This window comes from Microbacterium sp. lyk4-40-TSB-66 (genome assembly GCF_030209475.1).
Lineage (GTDB): Bacteria > Actinomycetota > Actinomycetes > Actinomycetales > Microbacteriaceae > Microbacterium.
The window spans coordinates 575219-593641 of the sequence record NZ_JARVRW010000002.1; the positions used below are offsets into that span (position 1 = coordinate 575219).

The window sequence follows — 18423 nt, forward strand, 5'->3', positions numbered from 1 at the left end:
GAGGCAGGATGGGGACGTGATCCACAGACGCGACGCCGGAGCCACCTGGTCGGGCAACCACCGCTACCACGCCACCGAGGTGCTCCTGCCGGGCGACCTCGACGAGCTCGCCGAGGTCGTCGCATCCGCTCCCACTCTGCGCGTGCAAGCCACCCGGCACACGTTCAATGACGTCGCCGACTCCGATGCGTCGCTGGTCTCGCTCGAGCGCCTGCCCACGCGCGTCGAGATGGTCGACGATCGTGTGCGCGTCGAGGGTCTCGTGACCTTCGCCCACCTCGCTCCCGTCATCGAGGCCCGAGGGCGCGCGCTGCACAACCTCGGATCGCTCCCGCACATCTCGGTCGCCGGCGCCGCCGCCACGGGCACCCACGGCTCGGGCGTGCGAAACGGCAACCTGTCGAGCGCGGTCCGGGCGCTCGACATCATGGATGCCGACGGACGCACGCATCGCGTCGATCAGGCCCACGCCTGGTTCCCGGCCGCAGCGGTCGGGATCGGGGCGTTCGGCGTCGTCACCGCGGTCGAGCTGCAGACCGAACCGACCTACGAGGTGACGCAACAGGCCTACACCGGTGTCGCGTGGGACGACATCGCGGGCGACCCGGAGAGGGTGTTCGGCAGCTCGCGCAGTGTGAGCGTGTTCACCACGTGGGGCGACCCGGCCCACGACCTCGTCTGGGCCAAGAGCGACGACGGCGCGCCCGACTGGGTCGAGCAGCTGGGCGGTCGTCCCGTCGGCGACGACATCCACCTGGGGAGCATCCGCACCGTCGACAACACGACCCCGCGGGGCACGCCCGGGCCGTGGCACACGCGCCTGCCGCACTTCCGCGCCGACGCCCTGCCGAGCGACGGCGACGAGATCCAGTCCGAGTACTTCGTGCCGTTCTCTGCTGCGCGCGAGGCCCTCGCCGCGGTGCGCGAGATTGCACCGCTGTTCGCCGCAGAACTGTTGGTCTCCGAGCTCCGCACGGTCGCCGCCGACGAACTCTGGGTGAGTCCCGCGTACCGGCGCGACGCGCTGGCGATCCACTTCACCTGGCGCAATCACACCGCCGAGGTGTTGGCGGTGTTGCCGCACATCGAGGCGGCGCTCGCGCCCTTCGACGTGCGACCGCACTGGGGCAAGGCGTTCACCATGCCCGGCGAGGCCGTGCGCGCAACGCTCACCCGCGTCGACGACTTCGTGGAGGCAGCGCGTGCGGCCGATCCCCGCGGCGTCTTCCGCAACGACTTCCTGCGGCGCACGCTCGGCCTGTAGACCGGTTCGGCCGGGTGACCGGCGCCCCAGCGACGCAGGCGGGACGGCGGCAGACCGGTTCGGCCGGGTGGCCGGTACCCCAGCGACGCAGGCGGGTCGGCGGCGGCCCGGTTCGGCCAGGTTCCTGCGGGGGGCGGCACCGCAGCGACGCGTGGCGGGACGACGGCAGCCCGGTTCGGCCAGGTGGGCGGTGCGCCGCAACGACGCAGGCGGGTCAGCGGTAGCGGCACCGACAGCCATGGCGACGGCGAAAGCAGCAGCAGCTGCGCCGGGGACGGCGGTAGCAACAACAACAACAACAGCAGCAGCGACGGCGTGGCGGCAGCAGCACTAGCACCGGCACGGCAGCAGCACCAGCACCAGCACCGGCACGGCGGTAGCAACAGCAACGCCGGCGACGGCCGTAGCAACAGCAACGCCGGCGACGGCGTCACGGCAGCGGCGCCGGCGACGGCGGCAGCGGCCGGCGACGCCAGCACCGTACCGGCACCGGCACCAGTACTCACCGCGAAACGGCGCCGCCCACCGCGACGCCGCTCCGCGGCATCCGGGATCAGCGGCTGGAGTAGCCGCCGTCGATGGGGAGCGAGACGCCCGAGATCATGCCGGCGCCGTCGCTGAGGAGGAACACGATGGGGGCGGCGATGTCGTCCTCGGTCGCCCACTTGTGCAGGGGCATCGCCTCGAGGAAGGGGCCCTCGATGTCGGGTCGACCCCAGTACCACGCCGACATCGGCGTCATCACCACGGTCGGGTTCACGCTGTTGACGCGGATGCCGTAGCCGCCGAGCTCGAGGGCCGAGACGCGCGTGATGTTGTCGAGCGCCGCCTTCGACGAGCCGTACGAGATGTGGCCGGAGAGGGCGACGAGGCTGGCCTGGCTGGAGACGTTGACGATCGCGCCGCCCTTGCCGACGCGGATCATCTCGCGTGACGCGTACTTCGTGACGAGGAGCGAGCCGCGGGCGTTGATGCTCATGACCTTGTCGAAGACGTCGATGTCGGTGTCCATCGGGGTCGCGATCTCGCCGCCCCACCCGCCGCAGTTGACGACGCCGTAGAGGTCACGGCCCTCGATCGCGGCGCGGATATCCTCCTCGGACTCGAGGTCGAAGACGACGGGCTCGGCTCCGGTCTCGGCGCAGATCGCGGCGAGGCCCTCGGCGTCACGGCCGGCGGCGAGCACGGTCGCTCCCGCCGCGATGAGGTGGCGGACGGTCGCGCCGCCGATGCCGCCACCGGCGCCGGTGACGAGGATGGTGCGGTCGGTGAATTCGGTCATGGGTGGGCTCTTTCGCGGGTCCTGGAGGCGAGGACGACGGCGGTGTCGTCGCGGCCCATGATAACCACAGAATCACGCGGATGACTTCGGTGTCATGACGAATTCATCACGGGTGTTGACACCGGTGACATGGTGGCCGTACCGTAACCGGAGTTCGACCGGTGAACCCCACCGGAAACCGCTTCGCCGACGCAGCACTCCCGATGTGCGACGCCGCCCGGAAGGACCCACAGAGCCGTGACCCACACCTCGGAGACCGCCGCGACCCCGGCCGCCGCGACCGTGCGCATCGACGACCTCGTCGACCGTGCCCGCACGCTCGTCGCGACCGGCGAGCGTCGCGTGCTGGGCATCGCCGGCACCCCCGGGGCGGGCAAGTCCACCGTCAGCGACGCCCTTCTCGCGGCCCTCGGCGACGACGCGATCCTCGTCGGCATGGACGGCTTCCACCTCGCGAACGAGGAGCTCGTGCGCCTCGGCCGACGCGAACGCAAAGGCGCCCCCGACACGTTCGACGTCGAGGGCTACATCGCGCTCCTCGACCGCATCCGGGCCGGTCACGCGGTCTACGCCCCGCGCTTCGACCGCAGCCTCGAGGAGTCCATCGGTTCGGCGGTGCTCGTGCCCGCCGACGTGCCCCTCGTCATCACCGAGGGCAACTACCTGCTGCACGACCAATTCGGGTGGGATGCCGTGGCATCCCGTCTCGACGAGGTCTGGTTCCTCGATGTCGACGCCGCCGAGCGCCGCGAGCGGCTCGTCACGCGCCGCCTCTCCCACGACCACCCCCACGACGAGGCCGTCGCATGGGTTCGCGATGTCGACGAGGCGAACGCCACCGTCGTCGAGCGCGGACGTCACCGCGCCCACCTCGTCATCACCGTCTCCGAGGCCCCCGCCGGGGGCCTCGGCCACCACGAAGGAGCTGCTTCATGAGCACCACCACGACCGTGCCCGTGCTGCAGGCGCGGGGCTTGTCCCGTCAGTTCGGCCATGTCCGCGCCCTCAACAATGTCGACTTCGAGGTCTACCCCGGCGAAGTCACCGCCCTCATCGGCGACAACGGCGCCGGCAAATCGACCCTCGTCAAAGCCCTCTCCGGCAACCTCGCCGTCGACGAAGGAGAGATCCTCTTCGACGGCAAACCGATCGAGATGACCAACCCCCAGGTCGCCTCCGCCCTCGGCATCGAAACCGTCTACCAAGACCTCGCCCTCGCCCCCCACCTCGACCCCGTGCAGAACATGTACCTCGGCCGAGAAATCCGCCGCCCCGGCCTCGCCGGTGCCCTCGGGTTCATGAAGACCAAAGACATGGCCGTCGCCTCCCGCGCCGCCTTCGACGAACTCGGCGCCACCGTCCGCTCCCTCACCTCCCCCGTGGGAGAGATGTCCGGCGGACAACGCCAAGCCATCGCCATCGCCCGCGCCGTGCACTGGGCCGGACGCCTGGTCTTCCTCGACGAACCCACCGCCGCCCTCGGCGTCCGCCAGACCAAGAACGTCCTGGAAACCATCCGCCGCGTCCGCGACAAAGGCATCGCCGTCGTCCTCATCTCCCACTCCATGCCCCACGTCATGGACGTCTGCGACCGCATCCAAGTCCTGCGCCTGGGCACCCGCGTCGCCAACATCAACGCCAAAGACACCTCCATGGAAGAACTCGTCGGACTCATGACCGGCGCCGTCACGAAGGACGACTCCCAGTGAGCACCACCACCCCTCCCACCGAAACCGTCGCCATCGGCACCTTCGACGACAACAAGAAGGTCAACCCGGTCGTCGCCGTGCTGCGCACCCAGGCGTTCCAGATCCTCCTGGTGCTGCTGGCGATCATCATCGTCTTCAGCATCCTGGCCCCCGAGTCGTTCGCCCAGTGGTCGAACTTCCGCCTCATCATCCAGAACGCCTCGATCCTCGCCGTCCTCGCGGTCGGCATGACCTACGTCATCATCACCGCCGGCATCGACCTCTCCGTCGGCTCTGTGCTCGTGTTCTCCGGTGTCGTCTCGGCGCTCGTCATGCGGGCGATGGGCGGCGAGGGCTGGGGCGTCGCGACCGTCGGCATCCTGGTCTCGATCTTGAGCGGGGTCTGTTGGGGGCTGCTCAATGGTTTCCTCATCGCGAAGGCGAAGATCCCGCCGCTCATCGTGACGTTGGGTTCGCTCGGTATGGCCCTCGGCCTCGCGCAGATCCTCACCGGCGGCGTCGACGTCCGCGACGTGCCCACCGTGCTGACGGTGTCGATCGGCTACGGCAACGTGTTCGGCTCGCTCCCGATCATCAGCGTCATCGCCCTGGTCGTCGTCGTCATCGGCGCGATCGTGCTGCATTACACGCGCTTCGGCCTGTACACGCTCGCGGTCGGTTCGAGCGAGATCGCGGCCCGCCGCGTCGGCGTCAAGGTCGATGCGCAGCTGATCAAGATCTACACGATCTCGGGCGCACTGGCCGGGCTCGGCGGCATCCTGTCGCTCTCGCAGTTCTCCACGACCGCCATCGCGGGTCAGACCCAGACGAACCTGAACGTCATCGCCGCGGTCGTCATCGGCGGCACCTCGCTCTTCGGCGGCGTCGGCACGATCATGGGCACCGTGGTGGGCCTGTTCATCCCCGCGGTGCTGCAGAACGGCTTCGTCATCACCGGCGTGCAGCCCTTCTGGCAGCAGGTCGCCGTGGGTGCCGTCCTCATCACCGCCGTCTACGTCGACCAGGTGCGTCGCACCGCGGCGACCCGCGGCAGCAGCCAGGGCCTCTGGCGCAAATTCCTCAGCGGAGGTCGGCGCGGCTGAGCCGCGGCGGCATCCATTCCTCCACCCCTTACCCAGAACCCGACACACAAGAACGGTGATCACAATGAAGTGGAACAAGAAGGCGACCGCACTGACGGTCTTCGGCATGGCGGCGACCCTGACCCTCGCGGGCTGCTCCGGCGGCGCGGCCTCCGGCGGCGCGTCGGGCGGATCCGACGGCGGCTACAAGATCGCGTTCGTCCAGGGCGTCGCGGGAGATGAGTTCTACATCTCCATGCAGTGCGGCATCCAGGCCGAGGCCGAGAAGGAGGGCGCCACCGTCACCACCCAGGGCCCCGAGAAGTTCGACCCCACCCTCCAGAAGCCCATCGTCGACGCCGTCGTCGCCTCGCAGCCCGACGCGCTCCTCATCGCCCCCACCGACGTCTCCGCCATGCAGGCCCCGATCGCCGCGGCCGAAGCCGCCGGAATCAAGGTCGTCCTCGTCGACACCACCCTGGAAGACCCCTCGGGCGCGGTCTCGCAGATCTCCTCCGACAACGAAGGCGGCGGCGCCGCAGCCTTCGAGGCCATCCAGAAGGCGAACCCGAACGGCGGCAAGGTCCTCGTCGTGTCCACCGACCCCGGCGTGTCCACCACCGACGCCCGCGCCCAGGGCTTCGAGGACGCCGTCGCCAAGGACAGCAAGTTCGAGTCCGTCGGCGTGCAGTACTCCCACAACGAGCCGTCGACGGCCGCGGAGATCGTCACCGCCGCGCTGCAGAAGGACCCCGACATCGTCGGCATCTTCGCCGCCAACCTGTTCGCCGCCGAAGGCTCCGCCACCGGTGTCCAGCAGGCCGGCAAGCAGGGCGCCGTCACCATCGTCGGCTTCGACGCCGGTCCCGCCCAGGTCAAGGCCCTCGAGGCCGGCACCGTCCAGGCCCTCGTCGCCCAGGAACCCGCCACCATCGGCGAAGACGGCGTCAAGCAGGCCATCGCGGCCCTGAAGGGCGAAGCCACCGAAGCCAAGATCCAGACCGGCTTCACCATCCTCACGAAGGACAACATCACCACCGACGGCGCCGACGCCGTCTACAAGTCCAGCTGCTGACATCCGATCCCGGATGCCGGGACCTCGCGATCGCGTGAGGTCCCGGCATCCGGCACACCGGACCCCAAGCACTCGGGGCGGAAACCGCCACTCGGGGCGGAATACCCACGCCCCGAACGGCTGAAACCGCCCCGAACACCCGAGAACACGACCCGACCCGCGAAACCACGGAGCCCCGCATGACCGATCTCACCGCCGACGCCCTCCCCTCGCTCGCGGCGAACGTCTCCGTACCGACCTACGACCGTTCCGCCGTGCGGGCGCGGATCGTGCACTTCGGTGTCGGGGGGTTCCACCGCGCGCACGAGGCGATGTACCTCGACCGCCTGCTCGAAGCCGGACACACCGAGTGGGGCCTGTGCGGCGTCGGCGTGCTCTCGTTCGACGCCCCGATGCGCGACGCCCTCGCCGCGCAGGACGACCTCTACACGCTCGTGACCACCGCTCCCGACGGCTCGTCGACAGCCCGCGTGGTCGGCTCGATCGTGCAGTACCTCTTCGCCCCCGACGACCCCGACGCCGTCGTCCGCAAACTCGCCGATCCCGACACGGCCATCGTCTCGCTCACCATCACCGAGGGCGGCTACGGCATCGACGACGCGACGGGCACCTACGCACCCCGCGACGAGCTGACCCTCGCCGACCTCGACGGCTCGGCTCCCCCGCGCAGCGTCATGGGTCTGCTGAGCGAGGCCCTCCGTCGGCGCCGGGATGCCGGCATCCCCGCCTTCACCGTCATGTCGTGCGACAACATCCAGGGCAACGGTCACGTCGCCCGCGCCGCACTCCTCGGGTTCGCCGAGCGCCGCGACACGGAACTCGCCGCCTGGATCGCCGAGAACGTGTCGTTCCCGAACTCCATGGTCGACCGCATCACCCCGGTCACCACCGACGAGACGCGTGCCGCGATCGCCGAGGAGTTCGGCATCCGGGACCGCTGGCCCGTGCGCTCCGAATCGTTCGAGCAATGGGTGCTCGAAGACGCCTTCCCCGCGGGTCGGCCCCCGTTCGACGAGGTCGGCGTGCAACTCGTCTCCGACGTCGAGCCGTACGAGCTGATGAAACTCCGTCTGCTCAACGCCTCCCACCAGGCGATGAGCTACCTCGGTATCCTCTCGGGCGCCGAGTACGTGCACGAGGTGTGCACGGATCCGCTGTTCGTGTCGTTCCTGCAGGGATACATGCACCACGAGGCCATCCCCACCCTGCGTCCGGTGCCGGGCATCGACCTCGACGCCTACTGCGACCAGCTCATCGAGCGGTTCGGCAGCGAAGCCATCCGCGACACGCTCGCACGACAGGTCGTCGACGGCTCCGACCGGCTGCCGAAGTTCCTCCTGCCGGTCGTGCGGGAGCAGCTCGCCGCCGGCGGCCGCATCGACCACGCCGCCCTCGTCCTCGCGGGGTGGAGCGTCTTCCTCGAGGGACGCACCGAGTCGGGCGAGCCGACACCCGCGGTCGACAGCCGTCTCGACGAGCTGCGCGCCATCGTGGCCGCGGACCCCGCGTCACTGCTCGACTATTCGCCCGTGTTCGGCGACCTCGGACGCAATGCGCGCCTGCGCGAAGCGTTCCTCGCCGCGCGCGCGTCGCTCTCCGAGCGCGGGGCGCGCGGCGCGATCACCGAGGTCGTCGGCGCCTGACGGATCGGGGGTGGTCGAGCCGCTCTCCGCGCGGGCTCGATCGACCTCGCTCGCGGCCGTCTGGAGCACCCGCCCCCGGTGGGAGCGACCGCACCCGGTGAATCCGGTCAGCCCGAGGCGACGGCTCGGCGACCGCGCCCGTCGGGCCGGGGCGACAGCCCACGCAGGAAACCCGCGATGGCGTCATGGAAGCGCTCGGGCTCCTGATTGGCCTCGTTGCAGTGACCGCTCGCGTCGAAGGCGACGAGCTCGGCATCCGGATGCCGTTCGACGTAGGCCACCGATCCCGAGAACGGCACCACGGGGTCGACTCGGCTGTGCAGGATCAGCGTCGGGATGCGCGGGCCGGGCCGATGCCCACCCACCCAGGTGAGCGCGCGGGCGTCGACCGTCTCGATGAGGCCGAGCGCGCGGGCACCGAGCGGGCTGCCGAGCACGCGCATCGCCGCTGCGGCGATCGTGCGCGGGAGATGGGCCCCCGCCACGGCGTTCTCGACGACCCGCGTCCAGTCCAGCGCCGGGGCGACCAGCACGAGTGCGGTGACCGTGCCGCGGTGCGGGGACTCCTCGAGCGCGAGCATCGCGATCGTCCCGCCCATCGACCACGCCACCAGCACGATCTCACGGGCACCGCGCGAGATGGCGTAGGTGATCGCGTCGTCGACGTCGCGCCACTCGCGCGTGCCGAGGCTCGAGGGAAGGGCGTCGGCGGGCGCGCACTCCTCGTCGCCCGCGTACGACACGACGAGCGACATCCATCCGGCATCCGTGGTCGCCGGCGCCGAACGCAGGGCGCCGTTACGGCTGGACCGCAGACCGTGCACGTGGATCGTCCACCGCCCGTCGGCCGCCTCGCGATCGCCGATCTCCCACGCCTCGGCGATGCCGCCGCGGCGAAGCGGAATGGACACGTGGCGGGTGGGACCGACGTCTTCGGGGGCGCCGATGTTCTGCGACGTCCACGCCGCCACGACCTCGCCGTCGCCGAGCCCCGCCGGCCGGGTGAGGATCGTGCGGACGACCCGGTCGCGATCGACCCGCACGATGTCGCCCACCATCACGTGCGAACCGTCGTCGAGACGCAACCCGTAGGTGCCCGGTTCGCGACTGTCGACGGTCGCGGGCACCGACACCGTGTCGCCCTCGACCGTGACCGGCGCGAAGACCTTCGGCGCGCGCGGCGCGACGAGCCGGCGGGCGACGTACCCGGCGAGGGCTGTGTGGGCGGCGAGCACCGTGCCCGCGACGACCGCGGTGCCGACGGCGATGGATCGGATCATGCGCGAACTCCCGTGGACTGTCGGGTGAGGTGGGCGTCGACGTCGTCGAGCAGGGCGCGCTGATCGGCGGTCAACGGCGATGACGTGGCGATCGCGGCGTCTTCGACGGCGACCCGCAGCGCGTGGAGCCTGCTGTCGACGGGTGCGTCGGACGACACGGCGGCCAGCCGCTGCACGCCGCGCTGGCGCGCCAGGTCGCCGAGGCGTCGCAGCAGCGTCTCGCCCCGGCGACGGATGCACGTCGCCGCGCGCGACGCCCGCAACATCCCCACGACGAAGGCGACGACACCGAGGTAGAACAGGGGGTCGAAGAGGGCGCTCACCACGCCGTTCGGCTCGAAGAACCGGGTCATCGTGAGATCGACGATCTCCGTGAGGCAGCCGAGGACGATACCGACGGCGCCCGCGCGGAAGAACGGCCGCACACCGGGGAGCGACGCCTGCGCCGACCGGAAGAGGAGTGCCCCCACCAACGCGATCCCCGCCATGTGCACGACGCCGTAGAGCCAGGCGCCCGTCGAGGTGACCGCCGCATCCTCGATGAAATGGAACGACGACGACCCGCGCTCGGGCATCGCGACGAAGAAGACGATCGCGAAAAGGATGCCGAGGGACGCGGGGAAGCTCCACCGCAGCGTGTGCACCCGCGCGGTGACGGGGGCGGTACCCGCCTGGATGCCGAGCCACAGCGACACCATCGTGAGGATGTTCTGCACGAGCTTCAGCACGTTCGTCCCGCCGAGCAGCGCGTCGAGCACGGGGAGCGGGATGATCGTGCCCTGCGTGAGCAGCGCGATCACGCCGACCAGTGCCCCCAGCCAGCCGATGCGTGCCCGCGGGAACCGCCAGGCCGCGCGTGCCCGACCGACGACGACCGCCAGGAGCCCGGCGAGCGCTGCGTCGATGAGGACGACGGTCACCACGACGACTCGGCGATGCGCGGGGTGGCGTAGAGCACGCGGGCGATGACGTGCGCGACGTGCTCGGCGACCAGTTCGGCTTCGAACTCGGGGGTCGTCAGGGTGGGGTCGTCGTAGGGCGACACCGAGGACCGCTCGTGCAGCGCGCCGTTGCAGTGCTCGTCGTCGAGCAGATGACCGAGCTCGTGGGACGCGGCGAACTGGCGGTACAGCGGCGGGTCCGAGGCCCGGACATGGATACTGCCCTCGCGCCGATCGGCGAAGACGGTGAGGAAACCGGTGAGCGTGCCCCACTCCCGGGTGTCGGTCTCTTCGACCACGCGAAGACGGATGTCCACGGCACCCTCGACCGCGCGGACGATGTCGTCGAAGCCCATGCCACCCGTGATGCCGGCACGCTCGACCGCGCGATCCGAGCGCGCGCGCACGCGCTGCATCATGGCCTCCCCCCGGCGGTCACTCATCGCGTTGACGGCCCGCTGCGCAACGACTGGGCGATGGCCCGCAGGGCATCGGGAGACATCTGCCCGAGGGCCCGGAACTGGATGCTGCTGGCACCCGCGGCCCGCATGGCCTCGCGCAGCTCGAGCTCCGCCTCGGTGCGGTCGGCCACGGTCTCGTCGGTGTGGTCGGTCAAGTACTCGGTGGGGACGTCCGCCCAGTGCGTGATGAGGCGCAGCACCTCTTCGTCGAGCACCACGGTGTGGGAGGCGGCGGCGAGCAACGTGCGAGCGTTGTCGGCCAGCAGCGGATCGATCTCTTCGAGATGGCGCAACAGCTCGTCTTCGGTGGACGCCTGGCTGTCGATCAGACGTCGGACGCGGGCGACGAGCGGATCCGCGGGCACGCGCATCTCTATGCGCGTCATCGTCTCGGGGCTCGCGACCTCCTCGGGCGTGACACCGAGGGCGGCGGCGAGGGCTTCGATGTCGTTCGTGTTGTACGGCAGCGAGAATCCGGCGCGCGACTGGTAGTAGCTCTTCGTCATTCCGGCGCGACTGAGCAGCTCGCCGACGGTGAGCCCGTTGGCTCTCCGCAGGCGGTCCACATTCGCCACCACTCGACGGGAGTACCGGGAGGGTGGTCCGACAGCGCCGCGACCCACGTGTCGATCGTAGAGGAAACGCACCCGCCGGATGATTGTAATTACAGGCAATGGACGGGTGCTATTTACGGATTGCTGTGCTTGTATGGAGCGAGACCGCGAGCGAGAGGGTCGGGGGGACCCGCCGCTCGCGCGGGCCGGACGCATAGCGGACCGGCCCATCTCCGCGGCGGGCGCGGCGTCATCGGGGGGCGTCGCGCTCGCTCGCCCACCCGCCGCGCCCGCGGCCGAGGCTCAGGCGATCCGTCGCTCTCCCGGCCGGATGACCCGCCACCACCGGTGCCCGTACCCGTCGAGCGACACATCGAAACCGCCGCGGTCGAGCGTCTCGGCACCGGAGTCGTCGAGGAGATTCACGACGCTCCACCCTTCGGCATCCGCTCCCTCGATCTCGAGGCGGAACGTGCGACCGTCGGGAGCGAAGTTGTGCGCCGCCACGAACATGCCGAGCTCGCTCGTCACCGAGTGCGCCAGCACGCACGCGTGCGGCTGATCCAGGATGCCGAGCTCCCCCCACCCGATCTCGGGTGAGGCGCGGTAGTGCCGGACGAGGGTCTGGACGAACCGCAGCATCGAGTCGGGATCGCGGCGCTGCTGGGCCACGTTGACGTGCTGCGGGCCGAAGCCGCCGGGCACGATGTCGGCGATGAGTTCCTCGGCGGGCGAGAAGCCGGCGTCGTCGGCTCCGGTCCACTGCATGGGGGTGCGCACCGCCGCCCGGCTGCCCTCGATGGCGGGGTTCTCACCCATGCCGATCTCTTCGCCGTAGTACAGCACGGGCGCCCCGGGCAACGAGAACATGAGGCTGTAGACCATGCGGATGCGGCGCGGATCGCCCTCGAGCATCGACGGCAGGCGTCGCGTGATGCCTCGCCCGTGGATGCGCTGACCCTCCTCGGGGGCGAACGCGGCGAAGACCTCGTCACGTTCGGCCGGGCTGAGCTGGTCCAGGGTCAGCTCGTCGTGATTGCGCACGAAATTGCCCCACTGGTTGCCGCGGGCGATCGCGGGCCGCGACGCGATCGCCTCGCGCAGGGGTGCGGCATCCTGTCTCGCGAGGGCCAGGTACAGACGCTGGTTGGCGACGAAGTCGAATTGCATGGTCAACTCGTCGCCGTCGGCATCGCCGAAGAAGCGCATCTGCTCGTCGTACGGCAGGTTGACCTCGCCGAGCATCATCGCGTGGCCGCGGCGGCGCGAGACGTAACCCCGCAGCTCCCGCAGGAACTCGTGCTCGGGGCCGTCGTCGCCGTCGATGACGAACGGCACGGCATCCACTCGGAACCCGTCGATGCCGAGCTCCAGCCAGAAGCCGATGGCCTTGGCGATCTCTTCGCGCACCTCGGGGTGGTCGGTGGCGAGGTCGGGCTGGTGCCGGTAGAACGAATGCTTGTAGTACTGACCCGCCGTCTCGTCGAAGAACCAGACACCGTCTTCGACGTCGGGGAACATGCTCTCGGGGGCGTCGGCCGGAACGTCGTCGCGCCACTGATAGAAGTGGCGGTACCGGCTGTCAGGGCTCGTGCGGGCCTCCTGGAACCACGGATGCCGGTCGGAGGTGTGGTTGACGACGAGGTCGACGATCACGCGCATGCCGCGGTCGTGCGCGGTGCGCAGCACCTCCACCATGTCGCCCAGCGAACCGTAGCGGGGGTCGACGCCGTAGTAGTCCTCGATGTCGTAGCCGTTGTCTCGCTGCGGCGAGGGGTAGAACGGGGCGAGCCACAGGCAGGTCACGCCGAGCTCGGCGAGGTGGTCGAGGCGCTGCGCGAGACCGCGCAGGTCGCCCACGCCGTCGCCGTCGGCATCCAGGTACGTCTTGACGTCGAGGTTGTAGAAGACCGCGGTCTTCCACCACAGATCGCTCGTGTCGGTGAGCCTCATGCCGTCACCCCCGTCCGGGCGTCGGTACGGCACGGAGCATGCGGGAAGGTCGTCATCGGAGCCCTCTTCTCGGGAGCGGTGGCGGCTGGTCCCCTCCGTTGTACCCATCGCAGCTGACCGCCGGCGGGCTCTTGCCTCGGACGGGGCGATGTGCGTCGTCCGGGGCGGGCGGCCGCGGCAGCGTCAGACGCGGCAGGACTCCCGCTCGACCAGCGACACGTCGATCACCGTGACCTCGTCGAGGCCCAGACCCGCGTCGGGCTCGAGACGCGCGAAGACCCGCTCGGCGGCGAGCGCGCCGATGCGGCGGGGGTCCTGGTCGATCACCGTGACGGCGGGGCTGAGGGTGTCGGCCATGGGGAAATCACCGAAGCCGACGAATGGCAGGGGGTTTCCGCGCAACACGTGGGCGAGCGCCATCGACGAGCGGGCGTTGGCGGAGAAGATCGCGGTGGGCGGCTCGTCGAGCGCGCGGAGTCGTCCGAGAGCGGATGCCGCCGACTCACGGTCGGACACCTGGGGGACCACCAGGCGCTCGTCGATCTCGACTCCGGCCTCGCGCTGAGCCCTTCGCCATCCTTCGACGCGCTTGGTCTCGGTGGAGAGGTGGACCCGGTCGCCGACGTAGGCGATGCGACGGTGCCCGTGCGACAGCAGGTGGGCGGTGGCGAGGTGGGCTCCGGCCTCGTCGTTCTCGGTGAAGGTGTCGGTGGTCAGACCCGCGGGGGCGCGGTCGACGAAGACGATCGGGGTATGCCCGCGCCATCTCTCGAGCCACGAGTGGTCGGTGCCGACGGGGGCGATGACGAGTCCGGTGAGTTGACGCCCCAGCAGCGATTCGAGGGCGGGGCGCTCATCCGCCGGGTCTTCGCCGAGGCTGGTGACGAGGGTGGAGAGCCCATGCCGGCGGGCGGTGTCTTCGACGGCGCGTGCGATGGCGGCGAAGAAGGGGTCGACGACGTCGGGGACGGCCACACCGATGACCGAGGCGCGTCCCGCGCGGAAGGTGGTGGCCAGGGCGTTGGGCACGTAGTTGAGCTCGCGCATCGCGGCCTCGACGAGCGCCCGGGTGTCGGGCAGCACGTGGGGGTCTTCGTTGAAGACCCGCGAGACGGTCTTGGTGCTCACACCGGCGCGCTGGGCGACGTCGCGCATCGTGGTCACGAGGCACCTCCGGAACGTGGGCGAGTGGCGGCTTCGACGTGCAACCCTATCCGCCTGCGACCGACGGCCGCCGCCGCGTGCCGCCCGCGGATCGACGTGCCCGTCCGCCCGGCACCGTGGCATCCAACCCCCGCCTGCACGCGCGGGATCCTCGACCGACGGGAGTCGGGCGCGGTCATGGACGTTCCCGGTGCCGGGCGGTCGGGCGCATGTCAGCGACCGTCGACGGCGTCGGCGAGCTCGCGCAGGCGCGGCAGCGCGCGACCGGAGAGCAGCTCTTCGCGGCGTCCAGCATCGATCGAGAGGCTGTCCTTCCACAGCGACCGGCCGGCCATCGCGCCCGAGGCGCCGTTCGCGACGGCGGTGCGCACCTGCTCGATGAAGGTCTCATGGTCGACGCCGGCCGACAGCACGGCCCACGGCACGCCCTGGGCGACCTCGGTGACGCGGGCGCTCGCCTCGGCGGAGCCGGGGTACTGCAGCTTGAGGATCTTCGAGCCGCACGCCACCGCGAGCGCGGCACCGTCGACGACGAGGTCGGCGAACTTCGCCTTGTAGTCCTCGTCGCTCTCGTCTTCGAGCTGGTAGGTGAGCAGTTCGACGATGAGCAGCAGCCCCTCGGTCTCACACGCCTGCACGAGGTCGCGGATCTCCTGCGCGACGCGGGAGTCGGCGTCCTGCTTGTCGGGGCGCGTGTAGTAGAGCATCTTGGCGACGCTGCCGCCCATGTCGCGCACGGTGCGCGGGGTGACGCCCGGCACGAAGCGCGTGTACTTCAGGCCGTCGACGGTCTCGAAGCCCGAGGCGTCGAGCCCCACGACGAGGCCCGTCTCGCGGTCGAGCACGCCGTCGTCGACGATCTGCGGCAGGGCGACCTCCGGGTCGAGCAGGATCGCGGGCGCGTGGTTGGCGAGGTGACGCACGAGGTCGGCCTTCACCTCGGCGAGCTCCTCGCGCGAGATGGCGTCGGAGCCGTTGGGGGCGTCCTTGATGGCGGCCTTCATGCCGTTGCGCTGGTCGGCGGCGACGATGAGCATGTGCCCGTCGGGGGTGCTGATCGACTGGAGCGCGCGGCGCTCGAGCGTGGTGAGTTCGTTCATGATCTCTCTTCTCTGGGGTGTGTGCGCTCGGCGGGTGCGAGCGGGGTCTGGGGTGTGTGCGCTCGGCGGGTGCGAGCGGGGGCTGGGGATCAGGAGGGGACGGATGCCGAGACGAGCCGCCGCGCCATGTCGGCGGCTCCGAACGCGACGTCCTGCTCGCGGGTGGACAGGGACGCATCGGGCAGCACCTCGGCGCGGGCGCGGCGGACGCTGGCCATCCCCGCCCATCCGCCGGTGAGGGTGGAACGGGTCGCGGGTGCGACCTCGCGGTCCATCGCGGCGATGAGGGCGGAGATCTCGTCGTTGCTGTGCCGCAGCACCGCGCCGAAGATCTCGGCCGGCGAGGCTTCGGTGTGCAGCGTCAGGCGCAGCACCCCGTCGTCGTTGCGGGCGCCGCTGACCTCGATGGCACCGGCCGGCAGCTCGCCCTCGTAGGGCAGGGCCATCACCGCGGCATCCAGCGCATCACGGCCGGCGCGGTCGCTGATCCCGGCGGCGTGAAGCGCCCGGCGCAAGAGCAGCCCGGTCTTGACGCCGGCGACGAGCACGTGCTGGCCGGGCACGACGTGGCGCACCTCGTTGATGAGCGCGTCGGCGAGGCGCTGGCGGGCGGCGAAGCCGAGGGGCGCGTCGAGCACGCGCAGCAGCACCTCGGCGGTGCCGAGCGAGACGTGGTAGCTCCCGGCATCCAATGTTCCGTTGGCCTGCGCGGCGACGAGGTGGTCGTGCCCGGCGACGGTGAGGGCCGCAGCCGCCACACGGGGTCCGAAGGTCCCGGATGCCACGCCCCAGGGCAGTCCGCCCCCGCGCAGCGGCGGGAGAAGGGCGTCGTCGACGCCGAGCGCGTCGAGCATGGCGGGCCAGGCGGCGCCGGAGTCCTGATCGATGAGCCCGGTGCGCGAGGCGAGGGACAACTCGAGGGCGACGTCTCCCCCGAGGGCCGCGACGACGAACTCGGGGAGGTCGAGCCAGCGGAGTCCGGCGAGGTCGGTCCCCTGGTCGCGCAGCCAGGCGAGCTTCGCGACGCTCACCTGGGCGCCGAGGGGGAGGCCGGTACGACCGGCGAACTCCTCGCGCACCTCTGCGGGGAAGGCGGCGATCTGGTCGAGGCCCCGCGGGTCGAACCACGCGAAGCCGGGGCCGGCGGCCGCGCCCTCGGCGTCGATCAGGATGCCGGTCTCCCCCATGCCCGCGACGGCGAGCGAGGTCAGCGGTGCCGGCGTGAGCGGTGCCAGTTCGGCATCCACCAGATCGATGAGTCTGCGGACCGACGCGAGCAGGTCGCCAGCGTCGATGTCGGTGGTGCCGCCTTCGCCGACGCGCCACGGCGTGGGCACCTGGGCACCGGCGATCTCGCGCTCGGCGTCGTCGATGACGAGCATCTTGATCGCGGTGCTGCCGAGGTCGATCCCGCCGTGCAGGCGTGAGGACGCGGCGGGTGCGGTGCGCGCATCGGCCAGGATCATGTCACCGGTGTCTTGCATGCGCGGCCGTCCTTTCCGGAACTTCTCTCAGTCCCGGAATTCCAAGCATGACACCGGTGACTTGCTACGTCTATGGTGGGGGTATGCCGACGCCGTGTCAAATGCCCGAATCCCTCGCCGTCGTCGTCGCCGGAACCGCCGGCAGCGGCAAGAGCACGCTCGGGCGCGCGATCGCCACGAGCCTCGGAGCCCCCCTGGTCGACCTCGACAGCGTGACCACGCCGCTCCTCGACGCCCTCCCCGACGGTGTGCTCGGCGACCACTGGCTCACCTCGCCGTATGCCGCAGCGATCCGCGCCGGTCGTTACGCGGCCCTGCGTGCCACCGCCGCCGACGCCCTGTCGACCGCGGGCCGCGTCGTGGTCGTCGCGCCCTTCACCGCCGAGCTCGCGGGCGGGGCCGAATGGGACGCCCTGCGCGAGGCCCTCTCCCCCGTCGAGCCGCACGTCGTGCACGTCGACGGAGACCCCGCCGTGCTGGCATCCCGCCGCTCTTCACGCGGGGCATCGCGAGACGCGCACCGCCCCGACACCGCCCCGGTCGCCCCCGTGATCACGGTGACCGCCGTGGACGCAGAGCTCTCGACCGCGCAGCAACTGGCCCGGGTGCTCCCGGCGCTCGGGGTCCGCCGATCGATCGACAGGGGCGCCGAGATCTTCGCGCGCGAATTCGACGCCGTGCTCTTCGACCTCGACGGCACGCTGGTCGACTCCACGGCATCCGTCGTCCGCTCCTGGCGCCGGTTCGCCGAGCACTTCGAGGTGTCGATGGAAGCTCTGCACGCCAACCACGGCCAGCCCGCGCGCACGCTCGTGGGGCACCTGCTGCCCGCCGAGCGGCACGCCGAGGCGATCGCGCACGTCACCGACCTCGAGGTGACGGATGCCGTGGGCCTTCTCCCCATCCGCGGTGCCGACGCGTTCTTCGCCTCGGTGCCCGCTGAACGCCGGGCCATCGTGACGTCGGGCTCGGTGCCGATCGCGACCGCCCGTCTCGCCGCCGCCGGCTACGACCGCCCCGCCGTGTTCGTCACCGTGGACGACGTCGTGCAGGGCAAGCCCCACCCCGAGCCGTTCCTGCTGGCCGCCACCCGTCTGGGTGTCGACCCTTCGCGTTGCCTCGTCGTCGAGGACGCCCCCGCCGGCATCGCCGCGGCGCGAGCGGCGGGGTGCGCCGTGATCGCGCTGACCGGCACCACCGCCGAGGACGAGCTCACGGCCGACCTCGTGGTGGATGGATTGGATGCCGTGCGCGTGGAGGTCGTGGCATCGGGGGCGTTGCGGGTGGTTCCGGCTTGACCGCGTGGACGGTACGGGTACCTGACGGTCCGTGCGGCATCGTCCGACACGACACCGGGGTTTCACCCGACTGACCCAAGCCCACCTAGGGCAATGCGGGGACCGGCGCGAAGAGCGGGATGGAGAGCAGGAGACCTGCCACGGATGCGGCGGC

Annotated in this window: 16 protein-coding genes; 7 read left to right on the plus strand and 9 right to left on the minus strand. The window is 70.9% G+C overall.

Annotation, left to right across the window (positions count from 1 at the left end; genetic code table 11):
- Positions 1–16: 16 nt before the first annotated feature.
- A complete protein-coding gene (locus QRO03_RS04870) occupies positions 17–1264 on the plus strand; it encodes a D-arabinono-1,4-lactone oxidase (RefSeq protein WP_285136387.1) in 1248 nt (415 codons plus the stop codon).
- Positions 1265–1817: 553 nt separating this feature from the next.
- Here QRO03_RS04870 and QRO03_RS04875 read toward each other — a convergent pair.
- Positions 1818–2546 carry an SDR family oxidoreductase gene (locus tag QRO03_RS04875; RefSeq protein ID WP_285136388.1) on the minus strand — a complete coding sequence of 243 codons (729 nt, stop codon included), beginning with the start codon at positions 2544–2546 and terminating at the stop codon, positions 1818–1820.
- Positions 2547–2783: 237 nt separating this feature from the next.
- Between QRO03_RS04875 and QRO03_RS04880 the strand changes: the two genes are divergently transcribed.
- The 5 genes from QRO03_RS04880 to QRO03_RS04900 all read left to right on the plus strand — a co-directional run bounded on the left by QRO03_RS04880 (position 2784) and on the right by QRO03_RS04900 (position 8034).
- A complete protein-coding gene (locus tag QRO03_RS04880) occupies positions 2784–3482 on the plus strand; it encodes a nucleoside/nucleotide kinase family protein (RefSeq protein ID WP_285136389.1) in 699 nt (232 codons plus the stop codon).
- Complete coding sequence (locus QRO03_RS04885; RefSeq protein ID WP_285136390.1) at positions 3479–4255, plus strand: ATP-binding cassette domain-containing protein; 777 nt, start codon at positions 3479–3481, stop codon at positions 4253–4255. The genes QRO03_RS04880 and QRO03_RS04885 overlap by 4 nt, the downstream gene beginning before the upstream one ends.
- Positions 4252–5337 carry an ABC transporter permease gene (locus tag QRO03_RS04890; RefSeq protein WP_285136391.1) on the plus strand — a complete coding sequence of 362 codons (1086 nt, stop codon included), beginning with the start codon at positions 4252–4254 and terminating at the stop codon, positions 5335–5337. The genes QRO03_RS04885 and QRO03_RS04890 overlap by 4 nt, the downstream gene beginning before the upstream one ends.
- Before the next feature lie 64 nt (positions 5338–5401).
- The gene (locus QRO03_RS04895) at positions 5402–6391 is read left to right on the plus strand and encodes an ABC transporter substrate-binding protein (RefSeq protein WP_285136450.1); all 990 of its coding nucleotides are present in this window, start codon (positions 5402–5404) and stop codon (positions 6389–6391) included.
- A gap of 179 nt (positions 6392–6570) precedes the next feature.
- Complete coding sequence (locus QRO03_RS04900; RefSeq protein ID WP_285136392.1) at positions 6571–8034, plus strand: mannitol dehydrogenase family protein; 1464 nt, start codon at positions 6571–6573, stop codon at positions 8032–8034.
- 107 nt (positions 8035–8141) lie between these two features.
- Here the strand turns inward: QRO03_RS04900 and QRO03_RS04905 are convergent, their stop codons facing one another.
- The 8 genes from QRO03_RS04905 to QRO03_RS04940 form a co-directional block, all read right to left on the minus strand.
- Entirely contained in the window at positions 8142–9314 is a 1173-nt protein-coding gene (locus tag QRO03_RS04905) for an alpha/beta hydrolase family protein (protein ID WP_285136393.1), read from the minus strand.
- The gene (locus QRO03_RS04910; protein WP_285136394.1) at positions 9311–10234 is read right to left on the minus strand and encodes a hypothetical protein; all 924 of its coding nucleotides are present in this window, start codon (positions 10232–10234) and stop codon (positions 9311–9313) included. The genes QRO03_RS04905 and QRO03_RS04910 overlap by 4 nt, the downstream gene beginning before the upstream one ends.
- Positions 10231–10662: a hypothetical protein gene (locus tag QRO03_RS04915; RefSeq protein WP_285136395.1), complete on the minus strand. Its 432-nt coding sequence runs from the start codon at positions 10660–10662 to the stop codon at positions 10231–10233. The genes QRO03_RS04910 and QRO03_RS04915 overlap by 4 nt, the downstream gene beginning before the upstream one ends.
- A 32-nt stretch (positions 10663–10694) precedes the next feature.
- Positions 10695–11291 (minus strand): helix-turn-helix domain-containing protein, encoded by a 597-nt coding sequence (locus tag QRO03_RS04920; RefSeq protein WP_285136396.1) that lies wholly within the window; start codon positions 11289–11291, stop codon positions 10695–10697.
- A 282-nt stretch (positions 11292–11573) separates the two neighbouring features.
- On the minus strand, positions 11574–13223 hold the full coding sequence (locus tag QRO03_RS04925; protein WP_285136397.1) for an alpha-amylase family protein: 1650 nt from the start codon (positions 13221–13223) through the stop codon (positions 11574–11576).
- Between the two features lie 183 nt (positions 13224–13406).
- Positions 13407–14378, minus strand: coding sequence for a LacI family DNA-binding transcriptional regulator (locus QRO03_RS04930; protein ID WP_285136451.1), 972 nt, complete (start codon positions 14376–14378; stop codon positions 13407–13409).
- A gap of 221 nt (positions 14379–14599) precedes the next feature.
- Positions 14600–15487 (minus strand): hypothetical protein, encoded by an 888-nt coding sequence (locus QRO03_RS04935; RefSeq protein WP_285136398.1) that lies wholly within the window; start codon positions 15485–15487, stop codon positions 14600–14602.
- Between the two features lie 89 nt (positions 15488–15576).
- Complete coding sequence (locus QRO03_RS04940; RefSeq protein ID WP_285136399.1) at positions 15577–16971, minus strand: FGGY family carbohydrate kinase; 1395 nt, start codon at positions 16969–16971, stop codon at positions 15577–15579.
- A gap of 101 nt (positions 16972–17072) precedes the next feature.
- Here QRO03_RS04940 and QRO03_RS04945 point away from each other — a divergent pair, with 101 nt between their 5' ends.
- The gene (locus QRO03_RS04945; protein ID WP_285136400.1) at positions 17073–18269 is read left to right on the plus strand and encodes an HAD-IA family hydrolase; all 1197 of its coding nucleotides are present in this window, start codon (positions 17073–17075) and stop codon (positions 18267–18269) included.
- The last annotated feature ends 154 nt before the right edge of the window (positions 18270–18423 follow it).

Coding starts and splice junctions, on each gene's coding strand:
- QRO03_RS04885 (WP_285136390.1), top strand. CDS start 3,479: ATGAGCACCACCACGACCGTGCCCGTGCTGCAGGCGCGGGGCTTGTCC.
- QRO03_RS04945 (WP_285136400.1), top strand. CDS start 17,073: ATGCCCGAATCCCTCGCCGTCGTCGTCGCCGGAACCGCCGGCAGCGGC.
- QRO03_RS04925 (WP_285136397.1), bottom strand. CDS start 13,223: ATGAGGCTCACCGACACGAGCGATCTGTGGTGGAAGACCGCGGTCTTC.
- QRO03_RS04935 (WP_285136398.1), bottom strand. CDS start 15,487: ATGAACGAACTCACCACGCTCGAGCGCCGCGCGCTCCAGTCGATCAGC.
- QRO03_RS04905 (WP_285136393.1), bottom strand. CDS start 9,314: ATGATCCGATCCATCGCCGTCGGCACCGCGGTCGTCGCGGGCACGGTG.
- QRO03_RS04875 (WP_285136388.1), bottom strand. CDS start 2,546: ATGACCGAATTCACCGACCGCACCATCCTCGTCACCGGCGCCGGTGGC.
- QRO03_RS04940 (WP_285136399.1), bottom strand. CDS start 16,971: ATGCAAGACACCGGTGACATGATCCTGGCCGATGCGCGCACCGCACCC.
- QRO03_RS04895 (WP_285136450.1), top strand. CDS start 5,402: ATGAAGTGGAACAAGAAGGCGACCGCACTGACGGTCTTCGGCATGGCG.
- QRO03_RS04930 (WP_285136451.1), bottom strand. CDS start 14,378: ATGCGCGACGTCGCCCAGCGCGCCGGTGTGAGCACCAAGACCGTCTCG.
- QRO03_RS04900 (WP_285136392.1), top strand. CDS start 6,571: ATGACCGATCTCACCGCCGACGCCCTCCCCTCGCTCGCGGCGAACGTC.